The organism is Micromonospora ferruginea, from assembly GCF_013694245.2.
Taxonomy (GTDB): domain Bacteria; phylum Actinomycetota; class Actinomycetes; order Mycobacteriales; family Micromonosporaceae; genus Micromonospora; species Micromonospora robiginosa.
Genome location: NZ_CP059322.2, coordinates 1,211,892 through 1,231,650 on the forward strand (window position 1 = coordinate 1,211,892; position 19,759 = coordinate 1,231,650).

A 19,759-nucleotide genomic window follows, 5' to 3' on the forward strand; every position below is an offset into this window, starting at 1 on the left:
GGGTGTCCGTCGGCGACTCACTCGGGCTGGCCGACGGTGAGCCGCTGGGGCTGGTCGATCCGCTGGGGCTGGCCGACGGTGAGCCGCTCGGGCTGGTCGACCCGCTGGGGCTGGCCGACGCCGACCCGCTCGGGCTGGCCGATCCGCTCGGGCTGGCCGACGCCGACCCGCTCGGGCTGGCCGATCCGCTGGGGCTGGCCGATGGTGAGCCGCTCGGGCTGGTCGACCCGCTGGGGCTGCCCGACGCCGACCCGCTCGGGCTGCCGCTCGGTCCGGTCGACGAGCTGGCACACGGCGACGGGCTGCCGCTCGGGCTCGCGCTGGTGCTCGCCGTCGCGCTCGGGCTGCCCGACACCGACCCGCTCGGGCTGCCGGTGGGACCGCTCGGCCAGGTCGCCGGCGCCAACTCGGCCGGGGCCGGCTCCACGGTCCGCCGTACCGGAGCCGCCGTCGCGGTCGCTGTCGCGGTCGGGGTCGCCGATGGGCAGCCGTTCTCCTCCTGCCAGTCCTCCTCCAACGCCTGGTGCACGTCGGCGGGCAGTGGTTCCCCGTCCGGGACGCAGGGGTCGAAGGTCCAGCGGGTGAGCACCCCCCGGTAGGTGATGTCGCGGGTGCAGATCCCCGGGTCGGCGCCGGGCTGGGCCGCCACCGGGCTGATGGTCAGCGGCGCGGGCGGTGCGACGCGGGCGCCGATCCCCACGGTGAGGGTGAGGACGGCCGTCGTCGCCAGGGCGGCGGTGATCGCGCCCGATGCCCTTGCCCTTCGGTGCAACGCGGATCTCATGAGCTGGCGTCTCCTCTCAGGGGGGGCGTGGGCGGTCGCACCGCGGTGCTCCTACGCCTCGCGTGGAACGTAGTCACGGGTGATAATTCGTCGATGAATCCGCAGTGAGGCGGTGGGACTGGTCGTGCGGATACGAGCGCTGGGACCGATGCGGATCTGGGACGGCGCGCAGTGGGCGCCGGTCACGGCACCGCACCACCGCATCGTGCTGGCGGTGTTGCTGGCCGAGGCCGGGCGACCGGTGAGCAGGGATCGACTGGTCGACGAGATCTGGGGCGGCCGTCCCACCCGGACGGCGGCCAGTGCCGTCAACGGGTACGTCATGCGTCTGCGCCGGCTGCTGCGTGCCGGTGACGCCGGCGACGTGGTCAGCCGTGCGGCCGGCTACGAGCTGGTGTCCGGCGAGGACATGATCGACACCCAGGTGTTCGAGCGGATGGTGCGCGCCGGGAAGCGGGAGGCCGCCGAGGGGCGGGTCGCCGACGCGGTACGGCAGCTCTCCGGCGGTCTGGCGCTGTGGCGTGGCCCGGCGCTCGCCGACGTGCCCGAGACGCTCACCGTCTCGGCGGAGGCGGCCCGCATGGAGCAACTGCGACTGGCGGCGTACGAGGAACGCTTCGCCGCGCAACTGGAGCTGGGCCAGCACACCGAGATCGTCGAGGAACTGGCCGCGCTCGCGGGCGCGCATCCGACGCGTGAGCGGCTCTGCCGACACCTGATGGTGTCGCTCTACCGCTGCGGGCGGCGCGCCGAGGCGCTCGAGGCGTACCGCCGGGTCCGTGACGTGCTCGTCGACGAGACCGGGATCGAGCCGGGACCGGAGCTGCGGGACGTGGAACGTGCCGTCCTCACCGACGACCGGAGCCTCGCCGCGCCCGCCGTCCGGCCGGTGACTCCGGCGCAGTTGCCGGCCGTGGCCACGCACTTCGCCGGTCGCCGCGAGCCGCTGGCGGCCCTGGACGCCCTCGCCGACCAGCAGCCCGCGCCGCCGGTGGTCGTCACGGGTCTGGCCGGGGTCGGCAAGACGGCTCTGGCCGTTCGGTGGGGACATGCGGCGCGGGACCGGTTTCCCGACGGCCAGCTCTACGTTGACCTGCGCGGCAGCTCACCCCGGCCACCGGTGACCCCGATGGCCGCGCTCGCCGGATTCCTGCAGGCGTTGGGCGTACCGGTGGACCAGATCCCGGCGGAGCCGGACGAAGCGGTCGGGCTCTACCGCAGCGTGACCGCCCTGCGGCGGATCCTCGTCGTGCTCGACAACGCCGGGGAGCCCGACCAGGTCCGTCCGCTGCTGCCCGGGGGCGCCGGCTGCATGGTGCTGGTGACCAGCCGCGAGCAACTGCGTGGCCTGACCGCCCGCGAGGGCGCGGTCCGGCTGCGGCTGGACGTGCTCTCCCGGGACGAGGCCGACGACCTGCTGGCCATGCTGCTGCCCGGGGCCGGCGGGCCGGACACGGCGGAACTCGCCCGGCTCTGCGGCTACCTTCCGCTGGCCATGCGCATCGCCGCCGCCAACCTGCGCGCCGAGCTGACCCCGATCGGGCGGTACAACCAGCGGCTCGCCGCCGGTGACCGGCTGGCGGTGCTCGGTGTTCCCGGTGACACCGCGACGGCCACCGTCGCCGCCTTCGACCTGTCGTACGAGGCGCAGCCACCGGCCGCCCGCCGGGTGTTCCGGCTGCTGGGCGTCGCTCCGGGGGACGTGGTCACCCCGCCGGCCGCGGCGGCCCTGGCCGGCGTGCCGGTGGCCGAGGTGGAGCCGCTGCTCGACGCCCTCGCCCGGGCCCACCTGTTGGAGCAGCCCGCTCCCGGTCACTACCGCTGGCACGACCTGGTCCGCCTCTACGCCCGGCGACGCGGCGCGGGCGAGGACACCGACCGGGAGGCCGCGCTCGACCGCCTGTACGACCACTACCTGTCCACCATGGACCACGCCGCCGGCCTGCTCTATCCGAGTGTCGTCCGGCTGCCGCTGCCGGCGGGGGTGAGCGCGCGGCACCGGGTCGAGTTCCCCACCGGCGCCGCGGCGCTGAGCTGGGTGGAGGCGGAGCGGGACAACATGATCGCCGCCGTCGTGGCCGCCGGGCCGGAGCACCGTACGGCCGCCTGGCGGCTCACCGACCACCTGCGGTGGCACCTGGACTTCACCTCGCCGTCGGCGGCGTGGCTGCCGGTGACCGAGGCCGCGTTGGCGTACGCACGAGCGGACGACGACGCGCTGGGGCAGGCCGCCGCACACCTGAGCCGGGCCACCGTCCTGCTGGCCACCAGCCGGTACGCCGAGGCGCTCGACGACTTCCGGCGGGCGCTCGGGTTCGCCCGGCGCGGCGGTTGGGCCGAGGGCGAGGGCAGCGCGTTGAACAACCTCGCCCACGTGTCGTTCGAGACCGGCAGGCTGGACCTGGCCGCCCGCTACAGCCTGGAGGCGCTGGAGATCGACACCAGGATCGGCCGGTTCGCCGGCCAGTTGGCGCGGTTGGCCAACCTCGGCAACATCCGTCTCCAGCAGGGCCGGCTGGCCGAGGCCGTCACCTACTGCGAGCAGGTCATCGAACTGGAGAACCAGGTCGACGAGTGGCACGGGCAGGGCACCGCGCACGGCTGTCTGGGCGAGGCGTACCTGCTGCTCGGCCGCTACGACGAGGCGTCGGCCCCGCTGGCCCGGGCGCTGGCCACCCACCGCCGGGCCCGCGCCCGCAGCTGTGAGGCCGACACCCTGCGACTGCTGGCGGCGGTGCACGGGGCGACCGGTGACCTCGACCGGGCACGCCGCGACGCGGCCGAGGCGCTACGGATCGCCCGTGAGGTCGGCGACCGGTGGGTCGAGGCGCACGCCCTGCTCGCCCGGGCCGACCTCGATCTACGGGCCGGCGACGCCGGCCCGGCGATCGACCACCTGCGCCAGGTGCTCGCCCTGGCCCGGGGCGACGGGGCCCGACACGCCGAGGCGCAGGCGTTGATCGGTCTGGCCCGGGCCCACCGGTTACCCGGGGCGACCGATACCGACGAGGCGCGCGCGTTCGCGTCGCAGGCGTTGACCATGTCCCGGGAGTACGGCTACGAGCTGGTGGAGAAGGCCGCGCTGGCGGTGCTGGATGAGGACGTCGCCCCCGGTTGAGATCGGCTCCCTCGGTCACCGCGACGGTGGTGCCGGCGTCCCCTGGTCGGTGCGCCCACCTGCGGGCACCGGCTGTTCGTCGGGAACGCGCAGCGCGGCGCGGGCGTCGAGCAACGCGACGAGGAGCAGCACCGCCGCGGCCGCGACGGAGCCGATCAGCAGGCCGGCGGCGTAGGTCGGCCAGGCGAGCAGGATCAGGCTTCCGACGCCGACGAGCCGGCGGGGCGACAGCCGCGCGAAGACGAGCTGCTCCAGCCGTGCGCGTCCCAGCAGGTAGATCAGCGGGCCGCCGAGCACGAAGGCCAGCCAGACCGGATACGGCCGTCCGAAGGGATGTTCCAGCGCCAGTCCGTAACCCACCGCCACCATCACGATCCCGAAGATCATGACGGTGTGGGTGAACGCCACCTTGCGGCCGAAGGCGGCGCGGTCCCGGGCCAGGCGGACCGCCTCGGCGAGCACCTCACCGGACCGGAAGAAGTAGATCCGCCACAGCAGGACCGTGGTCACGAACGACGCCACCACGACGCAGGTGTGCGACACCTCGGGCGCGCCCTCGCTGGTGTAGGCGACGCCGATCGAGATGACGCCCTCGCCGAGGGCGACCATCAGGAACTGCCGGTACCTGTCGCTCAGGTGATCGCCCCCGGTCTCCCAGGCCCCGGCCCGGCCGCGACCGAGTCGGGGAATCGGCCAGCCGAGTCGGGCCGCGCCGAGATCCACCGCGATGGCGACGGTCCAGAGCACCGTGCGCGTGCCCGGCGGGGTGGTCGCGCCCCACAGCCAGGGGATGGCGCCGAGGCAGTACCAGGCGCCGGCACGGAAGTACAGGCGTTGGAGTCCGTGGCCGCCCAGCAGGAGGCCGAAGCCCAGCGTCCGGCCCATCTGCAGCAGGACGTACGACAGCGCGAAGATCATCCCGCGGGCCCCGAACGCGGCGGGCACGGCCGAGGCCATCATGAAGAGCCCGAAGGCGCTGACCACCACCGCCAGGCGCACCCCGGAGCGGCGTGGCTCGAAGCGGGCGGTCACGTACGACGTGATGGTCCACGCCCAGGTCAGGGGGAGGAACAGCAGGAGCGTACGGGCGGCCGCCAGCCACCTGTCGCCCGGCGCGTCGGCCGACAGGCCGGGTACGGCCTGCGCGGCCAGCCGGGTGAGTGCGAACACCACCACCAGGTCGAAGAACAACTCGGCGAACGTCGCCTGCTGACCGCTGCGCCGGTCCCGCAGCAGCCCGACGCCCGCGCCCGCGTGGTGCGCGCCCATGCGCTCATCGAAGCGTACGGCGGGGCGGGCCGGAGCCGATCGCGTGATCTGCCGTCCGACCGGCGGGATGATCGATCGCGCCGTGGTGGCCGGCGTGCTACGAAGGAGGTGTGCCCGGCCTGACGAGTTCCGGCGCGCCGGACGACGGGACGGGCCGCCCGCCGGGCGCGTGCGAGCTGACCGGGGCGGCGCGGCCGAACCCGGACCCGCCCGGTGACGGGCTCGACCGGGACGGTCCGGCCCCGACGCGCGTGGCGCTACGCGCCCGAGGTGCGCCCGTCAGGGTCGCTGGTCGTCAGGGCGGTGGCGATCGCCGCCCACACGTCCGGGTGGGCGACCATCCCGCCGTGCGAGCTGTCCACGGTGACGCAGCGGGCGGCGGGGTCCTGGGAGGCGTGCCAGGACACGATGCCGTCGCTGCGGCTGGCGATGGAGGTGAACGGCAGGCCCGGGGGAGCGGGCGCGAGGACGTCGTCGTGGACCTGCCGGCAGCAGTCGCCGAAGGGGCAGTTGCGGACCCAGTCGCGGCGGCCGAGCCGGGTCATGGTGGCCATCCACAGGGTGAGCAGGCGGACCGCCAGGTGGATGCCGAACGGGTCGGTCAGCGGGGAGCCGAGCGTGACCAGGGCCCGTACCCGCTGCGGGTGGCGGACGGCGAGCGCCTTGGCGAACATCCCGCCGCGGCTGTGCCCGACCAGGGTGACCGGGCGGCCGGTCTCGGCGTGGATGCGCAGCAGGGCGTCCTCGACCACCGCGAGGTCCCGGCTGGAGCAGCGGCGACCGTCGGTGAGCCCGGTCGAGCGGGCGTCCCAGCCGCCGTCGCGCAACCACTGCCGCAGCAGCGCCACCCGGTCGTCCCCGGCGGCGAAACCGGGCACGACGAGCACCGGCGCGCCCGGCTCGGGCGGTGCCGGCGGAGCGGGACGCGCCATGCGCAGTGCGGCCAGTTCGCGCGTGATCCGGTGCTCGCGCCAGATCGGCGGGGCCACGCTGCCCGGCAGTCCGAGGTAGTGCAGCGGTCCCCGGAACGGTTGCCACACTCCGGTGCTCACGATGTCACCCGATCTGTCGTCCGTCGGGTCGGCCGGCGACCGCCGGTGACCCGCTCCGCTGGGCGCGGACCGGTTGCCAGTCTGCGCGTCGCCGCCGGGGTCGCGCGACGGGGCGTCCTCGGGAACGGAGGGCGACCCGTGGGTGCGGGCCGCCCTCCGCGTCGCCGCTACCGGTTGCCGTTGACGACCGGTGGGACCAGGCCGACGTACGTCAGGGCGGCTCGGCCGCCGACCACCGCGACGTCGAGCGCGCAGGCGTCGAGCCACTCCTGGCGGACCTTGTACTGCAGGCAGGTGGCCTCCGCCCGCTTGCGGAGGTCCTCGCCGAGGTCGCGGGCGAAGAACGGCGCGGACGGGTTGCCCGAGGCGACCGCGCCGCAGGGGGCCAGCAGGGTCCGGGTCGGGGTGACCCGCCAACTGGCGCCGAAGCGCTGGTAGAGATCGTCGAAGGTGAGCGGGACGGCGAACTGGGTGCCGTCCTTGGCGGCGAGGCGCTTGGGATCGCCGTCGGGGTTGCCGAGCAGGCCGACCACCGGGGTCGGGTAGGTGCCGAGGCCGACCGACACGTCGATGTAGCCGCTGTTGACCGTCACTCGGATGCTGTTGCCGCCGGCGTCGGTGACCACGTAGACGTTGCCGATCCGGTGGATGTCCACGCCGGAGGGCAGGTGCAGGGCGCCGTCGGACGGAAGGTCCCTGGTCCGGCCGTCCACCACGAGGCTCTTGCCGTCGCACAGGGCCACCTTGGTGCTGCCCATCCGCGCGGCGACCGAGCGGTCGACCGAGGCGTTGGGCCAGGTCGGCGCGCCGGACGCCTTGCGGGTCTGCACCTCGAAGCCGCTGCCGGCCTGCGCCTCGACGAAGTCGCCGGAGGCCTGGAAGTCGTACAGCAGGCCGGCGAACGTGTGCTGGTGGGTGTCGCCGATGACGGAGGCCGCCGCGCAGTTGGTCGCCGCGCCGCCGGCGGTGTTCTCCACGAAGACGACCGCCGGGCCGGGCGCGGTGGCGGCCGGCGCGGGTGAGCCGAAGTTGAGGTTGTTGGTCTCGCCGGTGAAGCCCTGGGCCGCGCAGATGGGCGCCGCGGTGCCCCCGTAGGTGATCCTCGTGCGGACGTTGAGCGACGCGCCGGCGTTGAAGGTGGCCGCGCCCCCGCCGTCGGCGTTGCCGCCGTAGCCGAACACGTTGAACTCCGACGTGGTCCAGCCGGCCGCCGCGTTGACCGAATTGGAGCCCGCCGCGGTGTAGGCGGTCGCACCGACGAACAGGGTGGCGCTGTCACTGGTCGCGCTGACCGTGCCGGTCAGCCGCAGCGCGCCCAGGTTGGTGATCGGCTGGTTGGGTACGGCGGTCGCACCGGGGCTGTTGCGGTAGCAGTAGATGTCCGGGTCGCCGGTGAACGAGAACTGGGTCCAGCCGCCGGCCGGGCAGGCCGCGTTGTACTGCAGCAGCCAGTACTGGATGAACACCTGGCCGCTGGAGCCGTTGTTGGCGTAGACGAACTGCTCCCAGCCCCGGCACCCGAGGTTGGGCGATCCGGCGCAGGCCGTGCTGGTGAAGAAGTCGGTGTTGATCTGGAGGGTGTAGGCGTCGGCGACGGGCGGCCCGGCGTTGGCGATGGGCGAGCTCTCGCTCGTCACGTTGACGATGTTCTCGAACGTGCCGGACGACTCGGAGATGAATCCGCTCGGCGCCTGGGCGGAGATGTCGTTGCCGTTGCCCACCACCAGCGGTCGGATGCTGCGCTTGGGGGTCATCGGGATCGCCGGTGCGGTGACGCAGTCGGACTTCTGCCAGGCCAGTCGGGGGTAGTCGGCGGTGAAGCACCCCTTCGCCGACGGGTGCGGGACGTTCGTGATCTCCGCCTGCCATGCCCTGAGATTCGTGGGGGAGGGCGCCGCGTACGCCGTCGCGGCCGAGCCGCCCACCGCGATCAGCACCGCCAGCGTCGTGACGCCGGTCAACCTGCGGGTCGCCCCGCGTGTTCGTGCGAAAAGCCCCATCGCCGATCCCTTCGCCAGCCGGCAGTGACGTCGCCGGACACGAGAAGGCAACCATCGACGGAAGTCTGTATACGCGTTGTGACGATGTTGTGACAGGCAGGAAATGTTCACTGCGATGATCGCTCCGGATGCTGTCGCCTGACCGCCAGTGTCCGGGCACGGACAGTGTCCGCGACGCGACGTCCGGGCCGGTCGATGATGGGTCGGTCGACAGCGCGCGTCGTCAGCGGGCCACGGGTGGCCCCACGGGGGCGCGGGGCGGTCGGTCCGCCCCGCGCCCCGCGCGTCACCGGTACACGCGCACGTAGTCGACGAGCATTCGCGCCGGGAACGGCGTCGACGCGTCCGGCGGGCCCGGCCAGTCACCGCCGACGGCCAGGTTGAGGATCAGGTAGAAGGGATGATCGAACACCCACGGGCCGCGGGTCGTCTCCACCGTGTCCTTGCTGGCGTAGAACACCTGCGTGCCGTCGACGAGGAAGCGCATGCCCCGGCTGTCCCACTCGACGGCGTAGACGTGGAAGTCGGCGGACAGGTCGACGGGCCAGACGTGCTCCTGGCCGTAGCCGCCCCCGCCGTTGTAGGCGGGCGCGTGCAGGGTGGTGTAGCTGCGGTAGGTGTCACGGCCGAGGATCTCCATGATGTCGATCTCGCCGTTGTACGGCCACGGCCGGCCGGTGAGGAAGTCACCGCCCATCATCCAGAACGCCGGCCAGAGGCCGTTGCCCTTGGGCACTTTGATCCGCGACTCGATCCGGCCGTACTGCACCTGGAACTTCGTGCCGGTGTTCATCCGGTGCGAGGTGTAGGCGCGCCCGCCGGCGTTCTCCCGACGGGCCTCCATCACGAGTTGGCCGGCGCCGTTCATCGCCGCGTTGGCGTTGTCGGTGTAGTACTGCGACTCGTTGTTCTGACCGGTGCCCGGGTCGACCGTCCACTTCGCGGCGTCCGGGCGGGTGCCGGCCGGACCGTCGAACTCGTCGGCGAAGACGAGGGTGGTGGCCGGGAACGTCGGGTCGGCGGGCCGGGCCGGGGGAGCGGTCGGTGCGCCCCCGGTGCCGTACACCTGGAATTCCCACAGCGAGTATCCGTACCCGTTGCTGCGGGCGGTGCCGTACATCCGCACGTACCGGCCGGTGCCGGTGACGGTGAGATCCTGCCGGAAGCCCGGATTGCTCGTGGTGCGGTAGATCGTGGTCCAGGTGGTCGCGTCCGTCGAGGTCTGGAGCTGGTACGCGGTGGCGTAGGCCGCGTCCCACTGGAGGACCACCCGGTGCACGGTCGCGGTGGCCCCGAGGTCGACGTAGATCCAACCCGGGTCCACCCAGCCGGTGGTGGCGCTCGTCGCCCACCGTGAGGCCGGGTCCAGGTCGAACGCCCGCGCCGGCGAGCACTGCCAGCAGGCGCCGTCGTCCTGGTAGGAGGACGCGACGGCCGGCTTGCCGTAGGACAGCAGCACGTCGCCGCCGGACGGTGGCGGCGTCGTCGGCGCCGGTGTCGTCGGGGTCGCTCCCGTGGTGCGGACCGCGACTTCCCAGAGCGAGTAGCCGTACGCCGTGGCCCGCGCGGTGCCGAGGACCCGCAGGTAGCGGCCCGACCCGGGCACGGTGAGCTGTTGGCTGCCACCGGCGCCGGTGGTGGTGGCGTAGACGGTGGTCCAGGCGGCCCCGTCGGCGGAGAGCTGGATCTGGTACGCCGTCGCGTAGGCCGCCTCCCAGGTGAGGTCGACCCGGCAGACGGCGCGCACGGCGCCGAGGTCGACGCGCAGCCACTGCGGGTCGGCGGCGGCGCTGGACCAGCGGGTGCCGGGATTGCCGTCCACCGCCGCCGAGGCGGGCAGCGCGGCGTTCTCGGTCGACGAGGCGGTGGCCGGGCGGCTCAGCGCGGCGTTGCCGGTGGTGTCGCATCCGGTGGCGGTGCTCGTGCCGTACACCTGGAACTCCCAGAGCGACACCCCGTAGGCGGTCCCCCGGGCGGTGGTGACGACCCGCACGTGTCGTCCCGTGCCGGCGACGGCGAGCGTGTCGACGCCGCCGTCGCCGCCGGTGACGGCGCGCAGCGTCGTCCAGGTGGCGCCGTCGGTGGAGGCCTGGACCTGGTAGGCGGTGGCGTAGGCGGCCTCCCAGGTGAGCACCACCTGGCTGACGGTGGCGGCGGTGCCGAGGTCGACGCTGAGCCACTGGGGGTCGGCGGCCGCGCTGGACCAGCGGGTGCCGGGGTCGCCGTCCACCGCTGCCGAGGCGGGGAAGGCGGCGCTCTGCGTGGACGAGGCGGTGACGGGTCGGCCCTGGGAGAGCAGCGGATCGGCGCCCTGGGCCGGACCGGCGGCGAGGCCGGTCAGGGTGGCGATCAGCGTCGCCGCGAGGACGGCGGCGACGAGGCGGCGACGGGTACGCGACGGCGGGTCGACGGTGCGGACGAGGTGGTGGTTCATGGGCGTCTCCAGGAGCGGGCGGTGGCCGGAGAATGGTTCGCCGATCGGCCGTGACCAGCGATGGAGAGCGCTCCCTGGCGACCAGGGTCGGCGCGGGACGGGCGCATGTCAAGGAAATCCGTCGGTTCCGGAACCACATCGCCCCGCGCCAGCGCATCGACATCTGTGGTTGCATTGGGGTATGCGACGTCCCCTCGCCCGACTCCTGGCCGCGCTCGTCGCCGCCTCGTGCGTCCTGGTCGCCGCGCCCGCCGGCGCGGCGACCAGGACGCCGACTCTGGCGCTCGGCACCGACTTCCCGGATCCCGACATCCTCAAGGCCGGCGACACCTATCACGCCTACTCGACCAACAACGGCAACGGCAACGTGCCGGTGGCCACCGCGTCGGCCCTCACCGGCCCGTGGACCCGGCGCGCCGACGCGCTGCCGGTGCTCGGGGCCTGGGCCTCGGGCGGCCTCACCTGGGCGCCGGACGTGTCCCGCCGGGGCGACGGGACCTACCTGCTCTACTACACCGCGCGCAGCCGGTCCGCCGGCCGTCAATGCATCGGCGCGGCGACCTCAACCTCGCCGCTGGGTCCCTTCACGCCGGTCGGGTCCGGCCCGCTGGTGTGCGACCCGGCCGAGGGCGGTGACATCGACCCGTCGAGCTTCGTCGACACCGACGGGCGGCGATACCTGCTCTACAAGGACGACGGCAACGCCGTCGGGCAGCCGACGAGCCTGTGGGCGCAGGCGGTCGCCGCCGACGGAGTGACGCTTCAGGGCGGGCGGATCGAGTTGCTGCGCAGCGGTCGGGCGGAGGAGGCCGGCGTCGTCGAGGCGCCCGTGCTGACCCGGGTGGGCTCGCATTATGTGCTCTTCTACTCCCTCGGCGGATACGGCGGTGACGGCTATCAGACCAGCTACGCCAGCGCCACGTCGCTGGCCGGCCCCTACACCAAGGCGTACCGGTCCCTGCTGACCACCGCCAGCTTCGACGGGGCCGTGCGGGGGCCGGGCGGCGCCGACGTGGTGCGCGAGGCAGGCGGGGACCGGCTGGTCTTCCACGGATGGCTGAACAACTACTCCGCGCGCGGCATGTACGTCGCCGACCTCGGCTGGGCCGGGGACAACCCGGTCGTGCGCGGCAGCCGGGTCCGCTACGAGGCCGAGCGGGGCACGCTCCACCACTGCGCCGTCCGCAGCACCACGACCGCCTCGCAGGGACAGGTGGCGGCCTACCTCGACTATGCCGACAGCTGGGTCGAGGTCGGCGTCTTCGCGCCGCGCGCCGGCGGCTACACCGCCTACGTCGGCTACTCCGCCGGCTACGGCGACGCGGAACACACGCTGACCGTCAACGGCGGCGCCGGCCAGGTGGTCGCGTACCCGAACACCGGGTGGGAGACGTGGCGGCAGGCCCGCGCGGACGTGGTGTTGAACGCCGGCTGGAACACGCTGCGCCTGACCCGGCGGAGCCGCTGGGCGGAACTCGACTACCTGGAGATCGCCTGACCACGGTTGGCGGCCTGGCCGCTCCCCCTGCGTCAGGACTCCACCGCACGGCCCGGCGCGCCGCGAGCGTGAGCGCGCCGGCTGACGGAACGGTCGCTGGCTGAGAATCTGGAGGCGATCTCGGGAAGGCCCGAGCCATTCGCGGGACAGGTGCTGCAGCGGGCGGGGTCAGTCGTCTCCGTCGTCTCCGTCGTCGCTGTCGTCGTCATCGTCGTCGAGGTCGAGGTCGAAGCCATGGCGGCGGTGGCGGCGGCTACGGCGCTTGCGGGCCAGGGCGTGCAGACCGAGGAACAGAATCGGTGGCGCCAGGAACGCCATCATGAGTTCGGTGTCGCCCACCGGCGCGGTGAAGGCGAAATTGCCCAGTTGGTGAACGGCCGAGGTCGGGGTGTTCGACCCGGCGGTCAGGTGGTCGACGGTCTTTCCGTAGATCGTGCCGGTCGCGTCCCCCTGCGCGGTGGTCCACGTGACGTCGCATCGTTGCGGGATTCCGGCGAGCGGGGCGAAGCCGATCGCACCGTCGCAGGCGGCCGGGTCGACGACCGTGACGGCCGAGACCTTGGGTCCCGCGACCGACGCGACGAGCGGCAGGGTGACCGAGAACCCCAGTAGCACGCTGTAGAGGACGAGAAGAAGTCCGACGATCTTTCGCATGGCCGGGACCGTAGCGAAGACGGTCAACGTACCGCGCGACGTTCGTGCCGATCTCACCGGCGAGGTCAGGTGATGGCCGCGCGGGACGCACGGTGGTCCGGGCGCCGACCGGCACCCGGACCACCGCGTCGCCCGTCTCGCCGGGCGGGGCCGGGATCAGCCGCCGGTGATGGTGAAGGTGGAGCCGGGCTGCTTGACGATGTCACCGTCGGCGGAGTTGCTGATGGTCACGTTGGTCAGCGCGGCGCTGCCCCGGGCGCCGCTCATCGCGAGGATGCCCGCGCCGTTGTTCGACCGGTCGATGCGGACGTTGCTGATCGTGACGTTCGGCGTGCTGCCGCCGCCGTTCTTGAACTGGATGCCGTCGTAGGTGGAGTCGATGACGTCGGTGTCGCGGATGGTGACGCCGGTGATGTCGCCGCTGGCCGGAAAGAGGGTGATGGCGCCGAACTCCTGGTCCTCGTTCCAGAACACGCCGCCGCACCGGTAGAGCCCGTTGTTGGCGACCAGCGTCGTGCCGGAGAACGGCAGCGGGCTGTGGTCGGTCGCCAGCATGATCCCGGGGTAGTTCATGGTGTCGGCGATCAGGTTGTTCTCGACCGTGTTCCCGTAACCGCCGTAGATCGCGACGCCATTCGCCCGCCAGGGCAGTTGCACGGTGTTGTTGAGGAAGCGGTTGTCGTGGGCCACGTCCACGGTGGTGTCCTTGACGCGGGGGTTGGCCCAGACGGCGAGTGAGTCGTCCCCGGTGGTGCGGAAGGTCGAGTTGAACACCCGCGAGTTTCGGGTGCCGTTGGAGAAGTTGATGCCGTCGGCGTAGGTGTTGCGGATACGCATCCCGGTGAACTCGAGACCGTCTCCGGGATTCCAGTAGGCGGGCGTGTCGGAGTAGTCGCGTCCCACCCAGGCGCCCACGTTGACGTGCTCGATCCAGACGTTGCTGATCTTCGTGTTCTTGCCGAATCGTCCGTTGAGGCCGTGCCCACGGTTGGCGCGGTTGGTGGTCATACCGAAGATCGCGAGGTCCGAGATGGTGGTGCTGTCGTCGATGTCGAAGCCGACGTTGCCCTCGTGCGGGTGGTTGATGTTGCCCACCACGTTCTGCGGCTCGGTCTCGGTGTAGAGCTGCGAGTGCCACATGCCCGCGCCCCGGATCGTGGCGTTGCGGATCCCCCGTTGGTTGTACTGCCCGCGGTTGGGGTCGGCGGAGAGGATCTTCTGCTCCTGCCGCCACTGCCCGGCCGGGATCCAGACGCAGCCGATGACACCGTTCTGGTCGTCGGTCACGGCCCGCTGGATGGCGGCGGTGTCGTCGATGCCGTCGTTGGGGACGGCGCCGTAGGCGGTGATCGAGGTGCACTCCGCCGGCTTGCTCGCCGGTGGCGCGACCTGCTCCAGGTCGATCAGGTCGACGATGTAGAAGGACGCGGTGTCGGTCGCGTCGCGTTGCAGCCGGAACCGGGTGCCGGCGGGGTACGACTGGGCGAGGAGTGCGTGCGACTCGTCGAACAGCCGCCGGGCGTCGGCCTGCGGGGTGTTCGAGAGCGACTCGGTGTCGTCGGAGGTGCCGTAGAGCCAACTGTTGCGGGAGGACAGCGTCAGCTTCTGGACGAGCGTGTCGTTGACGTAGAGGCTGAGGCTGGCGGTCAGTCCCCCGCCGTTGGGCGCGTCGGGGATGGAGTTACGCACGACGATCGAGTTGGCCGGGTTGGTCGAGGTGAACTCGACGAACTGGCCGGTGCTGGTCAGCCGGACCGACTTGCGGCCGGAGGACTCGGTGGCGAAGTTGGTGTGGCCGAAGGTGCGCAGCGCGTCGGCTTCGAGCAGGGTGCCCTGGTAGCGGGCGGCCTCGGCCTCGTACTCCACCCAGGGCGTCGCCGCGCCGCGACCCACCACCATGGTCTGGGAGAGCGAGTTGTTCGTCTCGTTGGTTTCGGTGACGACGCCGGTGGCGTCCGCGGTCGCGGTCAGCGTCACGCCACCCGCGGTCGCCGTCCAACTTCCGGTCACGGCCACGGTGGCGGTCGCTCCGGCAGCCAGCGCCGCGGTGCTGGTGTTCAGGACGGTGCCGGCGACGGTGAGCCGGGTGACGCTGGCGGCGGCGGGGCTGGTGCCCCGGTTGCGGACGCTGACGGAGAACGTCACGGTGGCGCCGACGGCGGGACTCGGCGGGTTGCTGCCGATGGCGAGGACCTGGAGGTCCGGGCCGGGTGCCTGGCCGACGACCAGCGGCGCGGACGTGGTGAAGCTGTTGTTGTCGTTGTTCTGCTCGGCGACGGTGTCCGCCGGGTCGACCACCGCGACGAGGGTGTAGGTCCCGATGGCCTGCGCCGGTGCGCTCGCCGACACGGTGGTCGTGGCTCCGGCGGCCAGCGAGCCGACCGTGCCGCTGGCGACGACGCCGCCGTTGAGCTTGAAGTCGACCTTGGTGCCGGCCGCGGTGGCGCTCCCGCTGTTCTTGACCGTCGCGTTCAGCGTGAGCGGGGTGGCCTCGCTCGGCGCGGTGGGGCTCCAACTCGCCGCGGTCACGACCAGGTCCGGGTTCGGCGCCCAGCCGCCGAGGACCTGCAGGTCGGCGACCTGCGCCCCGGGCGCTCCGGTGTTGCCGGTGAACCTGAGCTGCACCTCGGCGACCCGCGCGGTGACCGGGATCGTCACCGAGTTGCGGTTGCCGGACGGGTCGAAGCCGTAGGCCGCCGCGGCCTTCAGGGACGTGAAGGTGGTGGCGGTCTGGGCGCGGCCTCGTACCTCGATGGTCTGGGTACGGGCGCCCCAGACCGGGTCCGGGTTGAGCTTGACCACGATCGCGGTGACGTCGGCGTCGGCGCCCAGCTTGACGGTCAGGGTCGCCGGGAGACCGTTGGACTCCCAGTACGAGGTGGGGCTGCTGTCGGTGGCGTTGGCGGCGACGAACGTGAAGACCGACGAGGACGCGTCGACGGGTTTGCCGGCGGCCAGGTTGCTGCCGGCGGGTGTGCCCGGGTCGCCGCCACCCTGACCAGCGACGCCGTAGATCTCCAACTCGGCGATCTGGGCGGCGGGCCATCCGGTGTTGCCGGTGACGGTCAGCCGTAGGTAGCGGACGGTCGCGGCGGTGAAGTCGATCGTCACCGTGTTGCCCGTGGCCGGGTCGAAGACCCGCCCGGCCGAGGGGGAGAGGGTGCTGAAGCTGCTTCCGTCGGTGCTGCCCTGCACGGTCAGCGTCTCGGTGCGGGTCGCCCAGGCGGCCGACGCCGGCAGCTTGAGCTTGACCTGGTCGACTGCGACGCCGGCGCCGAGGTCGACCTGCACCCACTGCGGGAACGCGTGGGAGGGGCTCTCCCAGTACGTCTGCTGGTTGCCGTCGGTGACGTTGCTTCCGACGTAGCTCTCGACCGAACCGCTGGTGGTCACGGCCTTGCCGGCGGCGAGGTTGGCCCCGCCGGCCGCCGAGGCCGGGGTGGGCGCGAGGGCCGACAGGCCGGCCAGCAGGGCTGCGGTGAGCCCTGTGACGAGCCGTCGGCGGTGATTCTTCGGGGTCATCGAGTCCTTCGATCGGTGGGGGTGGAGGTGGGGGTTCGCGGCGCGAGGGGGCGTGCGCGGGAGTGCGGTGCCCGCACCACATCGGCATGCCGCACGCCTTCTTCCGGCCCTTAGCCGCATTCTTTCGTTCTTCGAGCTAGTTTTTGCAAGGACAGACGTCAATGTTTCAGATGGATGGCCGGCACGTCAACGGTGGCGAGGAAGAAGGCCCGTGGAGGAGGACCGACCGTCCTCCGTCATAGGCGGGATCCTGAGGGGGCGAGGTGCGGTGACGCCGCCACCGGTGCCGTCGCGCCTATCGACTCAGGACGTGCGGGAGGCGTGCGTGGGTGCCATCGAGCGCTACGCGGGGAACGTGAGCGGGCGGGGCGGCATCCGGGAACGGAGCGGGCCCAACTGGGCGACGGGACCTAGACGGAGCTGTCGAGTTCGTGCCGCGCCGACAGGATGTGGGTGCGCATCGCGGACTCGGCCCACGGAGCGTCGTGGCTGCGGATCGCTGTCAGGATCTCGCGGTGCTGCTGCATGCTGATCTGCAACCGGTTGGGGGAGTAGCCCACGAAGGTCCGGACCACGACGGGAACCTGGATCAGGCCCCGGATCATGCCGGGAAGCAGTGAGTTGTCGGACGCCTCGTGGACAAGGGCGTGGAAGCGGTCGTTGAGGGCCGCCACGACCTGGATGTCGGCGCCGTGCGGGGTCGCGGCGGTGTCCATGTCGTCGCAGAGGGCGGCCATGGCGGCACGTTGCTCATCGGTGGCGTGGTGTGCCGCGAGCGCGGCCGCGTGTCCCTCCAGCAGGGCGCGTACCGAGAACAGCTCGTCCAGTTGGGCCCGGGACCAGCGCCGCACGTAGGCGCCCCGGTTGGGGAAGACGTCGATCAGCCCCTCGGAGTGCAGTCGGCGGATCGCCTCGCGGACAGGGGTACGGCTCACCGCGAGACTGGTGGCCAGCTCGACCTCGGCCAGTTGGGCGCCCGGTGCGTAGGTGCCGTCCAGGATGCCCTGGCGCAGTGCGGCGTATGCGTGTTCGACCGCGTTCACTGCTGCGTCGTCGCCTTCGGAATCGGGAATGGGTCCGTGCGGGCCAGTAGCGCCGGGGTCCGCCTACCGAGCGTACGTTCGATGAGCGCGGTGGCCCGCAGCAGGGCGGGGATGTCCAGGCCGGTGCGGTGGCCGTCGCGGTGCAGCGCCCAAGCCAGGTCCTCGGTGGCGATGTTGCCGGTGGCCCGGGGCGCGAACGGGCAGCCGCCGATGCCGCCGCTGCTGGCGTCGAGCGCGACGGCGCCGCCGGCGAGGGCGGCGTAGGCGTTCGCGTAGCCGCTGTTGCGGGTGTTGTGGAAGTGGCACCGGATGGGCAGCGAGGTCACCTCCCGGACCGCGTGGACCAGTGTGGACACCCGTCCGGGCGTGGCCACGCCGATGGTGTCGGCCAGGCAGACCTCATCGGCGTCGACGGCGTGTGCCTGGGCGGCGAGATCGAGCACACGGCCCGGATCCACCTCCCCCTCGAAGGGGCAGCCGAAGGCGGCGCCGATGGTGAGCGTCACCCTGATGCCGGCGTCCTTGGCCTGGCCGGCGAGGCGGCCCGCGGTAGCCATCGCGGCGGCGGTGCCGGTGCCCTGGTTACGTGCGGAGAACGTGTCGGAGGCGACGACGACCAGGTTGACCTCGTCGACGCCGGCGGCGTGGGCTCGGCGCAGTCCGTGCTCGTTGAGAACCAGGGCGCTGGTCGTGACGTCGGGCAGGCGCAGGCCCGCGAGGACGGCCTCGGCGTCGGCGAGTTGGGGGACCCGGTCGGGACGGACGAAGCTCGTGACCTCGATGCGTCGGGCGCCGGCGGCGGCCAGCAGGCGAACGAACTCGATCTTCAGGTCGGTGGACACCACGACCGCCTCGTTCTGCAGTCCGTCGCGCGGGCCGACCTCGACGATCTCGACGACCATCAGATGACCCCGGCCGCCCGGAGTTCGGCGGCCCGGTCGGCGGTCAGGCCGAGCAGCTTGCCGAACACCTCGTCGTTGTGCTCACCCAGAGCCGGGCCGGTGTGGCGGACGGTGCCGGGGCTGTGGCTCAGGCGGGGCGCGACGTTCTGCATGGGAACGTCGCCCAGGCCCGGTGCGGCCATGCGGACGATTGCCTCACGCGCCAGGAAGTGAGGGTCGGTGAGCATGTCCTCCGCGGTGTAGATGCGGCCGGCCGGCACACCGTGGGTACTCAGGCGGTCGAGCAGTTCGTCGGCGGACAGGGTGACCGACCATTCGGCGATGATGTCGTCGATCAGCGCCATGTTGCGACCGCGCGCGTCGTGGGCGCGAAAGCGTTCGTCGTCGGCCAGCTCGGCGCGCCCCATCACCTCGGTCAACCGGCGGAACACGCTGTCCTGGTTGGCCGCGATCAGCACACTCTCGCCGTCTCTGGTCGGGTAGACGTTGCTGGGGGAGATGTTGGGGAGCACGGCGCCGGTGCGTTCGCGCCGGTAGCCGGCGATCACCCATTCGGGCAGCAGTGATTCCATCATCGCCAGGACCGCTTCGTAGATCGCGGTGTCGACGACCTGTCCACGGCCGGTACGGCAGCGATCGTGCAGGGCTACGAGGGTGCCCAGTGCCGCGAAGACGGCGGCGAGGGAGTCACCGAGAGAGATGCCGGAGCGCGCCGGTGGGCGGTCGGGATCGCCGGTGACGTGCCGGATGCCGCCCATCGCCTCGCCGATCGATCCGAAGCCGGCGCGGCCGGCGTAGGGGCCGGTCTGGCCGTACCCGCTGACGCGGGTGATCACGAGGCGGGGATTGATCTCCCAGAGCGTCTCGGGGGGCAGGCCCCACCGTTCGAGGGTGCCGGGACGGAAATTCTCCAGCAGCACGTCGGCCTCGGCGAGCAGCCGCCGGACCAGTTCCTGCCCGTCCGGGCTGCGCAGGTTGACGGTGATCGACTTCTTGTTGCGGGCCACGATCGGCCACCACAGGGACATGCCGTGCGGCTTCTCCCGGCCCCACTGGCGCATCGGGTCACCGGCCCTCGGGTCCTCGATCTTGATGACCTCGGCGCCGAAGTCGCCGAGAAGCTGCCCGCAGAACGGCCCGGCCAGCAACTGCCCCATCTCGACCACGCGCAGATCGGCCAGTGGTAGCTCGGTGTTCGTCGCCATGCGACCTCCAACGTCAGACACTGTATGCAATCTAGGCGGATCGAAGGGATCTGACAACGGTTCAGGCCTGCGATCGTCCGGCCACTCACCGTGAGCTTCTGCATGCAAGCTGCCACCCCTGTCACAACTAATCACCTGATCAGAAGTGATGCTTGACACGTCAATCGCGAGCGTTCTACGTTTCTTTGCGTACAACGACCGCCGCCGCCGAGACTCTGCGACTGACTTGACTCGGGTTCGACACCCGCGATGCCTCCCCGGAAAGCATCGGCGCTTGT

12 protein-coding genes are annotated in these 19,759 nt (G+C 72.3%); 3 read left to right on the forward strand and 9 right to left on the reverse strand.

Annotation, left to right across the window (positions count from 1 at the left end):
• The first annotated feature begins 2 nt into the window (after nucleotides 1–2).
• Both H1D33_RS05410 and H1D33_RS05415 read left to right on the forward strand, forming a co-directional pair.
• Nucleotides 3–599 carry a hypothetical protein gene (locus H1D33_RS05410; RefSeq protein WP_181569108.1) on the forward strand — a complete coding sequence of 199 codons (597 nt, stop codon included), beginning with the start codon at nucleotides 3–5 and terminating at the stop codon, nucleotides 597–599.
• Nucleotides 600–932: 333 nt separating this feature from the next.
• Nucleotides 933–3,902 (forward strand): AfsR/SARP family transcriptional regulator, encoded by a 2,970-nt coding sequence (locus H1D33_RS05415; RefSeq protein ID WP_181569107.1) that lies wholly within the window; start codon nucleotides 933–935, stop codon nucleotides 3,900–3,902.
• A gap of 15 nt (nucleotides 3,903–3,917) precedes the next feature.
• Here H1D33_RS05415 and H1D33_RS05420 read toward each other — a convergent pair whose 3' ends face one another.
• The 4 genes from H1D33_RS05420 to H1D33_RS05435 form a co-directional block, all read right to left on the reverse strand.
• Nucleotides 3,918–5,171, reverse strand: coding sequence for a low temperature requirement protein A (locus H1D33_RS05420; protein WP_181569106.1), 1,254 nt, complete (start codon nucleotides 5,169–5,171; stop codon nucleotides 3,918–3,920).
• 257 nt (nucleotides 5,172–5,428) lie between these two features.
• Entirely contained in the window at nucleotides 5,429–6,223 is a 795-nt protein-coding gene (locus tag H1D33_RS05425; RefSeq protein WP_181569105.1) for an alpha/beta fold hydrolase, read from the reverse strand.
• A 167-nt stretch (nucleotides 6,224–6,390) separates the two neighbouring features.
• Nucleotides 6,391–8,223: a VWD domain-containing protein gene (locus tag H1D33_RS05430; RefSeq protein ID WP_181569104.1), complete on the reverse strand. Its 1,833-nt coding sequence runs from the start codon at nucleotides 8,221–8,223 to the stop codon at nucleotides 6,391–6,393.
• 286 nt (nucleotides 8,224–8,509) lie between these two features.
• Nucleotides 8,510–10,657, reverse strand: a complete 2,148-nt coding sequence (locus H1D33_RS05435) for a discoidin domain-containing protein (RefSeq protein ID WP_181569103.1) — start codon at nucleotides 10,655–10,657, stop codon at nucleotides 8,510–8,512.
• A gap of 181 nt (nucleotides 10,658–10,838) precedes the next feature.
• Between H1D33_RS05435 and H1D33_RS05440 the strand changes: the two genes are divergently transcribed.
• Complete coding sequence (locus H1D33_RS05440) at nucleotides 10,839–12,155, forward strand: family 43 glycosylhydrolase (RefSeq protein WP_181569102.1); 1,317 nt, start codon at nucleotides 10,839–10,841, stop codon at nucleotides 12,153–12,155.
• Between the two features lie 168 nt (nucleotides 12,156–12,323).
• Here the strand turns inward: H1D33_RS05440 and H1D33_RS05445 are convergent, their stop codons facing one another.
• The 5 genes from H1D33_RS05445 to H1D33_RS05465 all read right to left on the reverse strand — a co-directional run bounded on the left by H1D33_RS05445 (nucleotide 12,324) and on the right by H1D33_RS05465 (nucleotide 19,589).
• Complete coding sequence (locus H1D33_RS05445) at nucleotides 12,324–12,809, reverse strand: hypothetical protein (protein WP_181569101.1); 486 nt, start codon at nucleotides 12,807–12,809, stop codon at nucleotides 12,324–12,326.
• A gap of 156 nt (nucleotides 12,810–12,965) precedes the next feature.
• Nucleotides 12,966–16,331 (reverse strand): CARDB domain-containing protein, encoded by a 3,366-nt coding sequence (locus H1D33_RS05450; RefSeq protein ID WP_181569100.1) that lies wholly within the window; start codon nucleotides 16,329–16,331, stop codon nucleotides 12,966–12,968.
• Nucleotides 16,332–16,741: 410 nt separating this feature from the next.
• A complete protein-coding gene (locus H1D33_RS05455) occupies nucleotides 16,742–17,374 on the reverse strand; it encodes a GntR family transcriptional regulator (protein ID WP_181569099.1) in 633 nt (210 codons plus the stop codon).
• A complete protein-coding gene (locus H1D33_RS05460) occupies nucleotides 17,371–18,276 on the reverse strand; it encodes a hydroxymethylglutaryl-CoA lyase (protein ID WP_181569098.1) in 906 nt (301 codons plus the stop codon). The genes H1D33_RS05455 and H1D33_RS05460 overlap by 4 nt, the downstream gene beginning before the upstream one ends.
• A complete protein-coding gene (locus H1D33_RS05465; RefSeq protein ID WP_307755352.1) occupies nucleotides 18,276–19,589 on the reverse strand; it encodes a CaiB/BaiF CoA transferase family protein in 1,314 nt (437 codons plus the stop codon). The genes H1D33_RS05460 and H1D33_RS05465 overlap by 1 nt, the downstream gene beginning before the upstream one ends.
• Nucleotides 19,590–19,759: the final 170 nt, after the last annotated feature.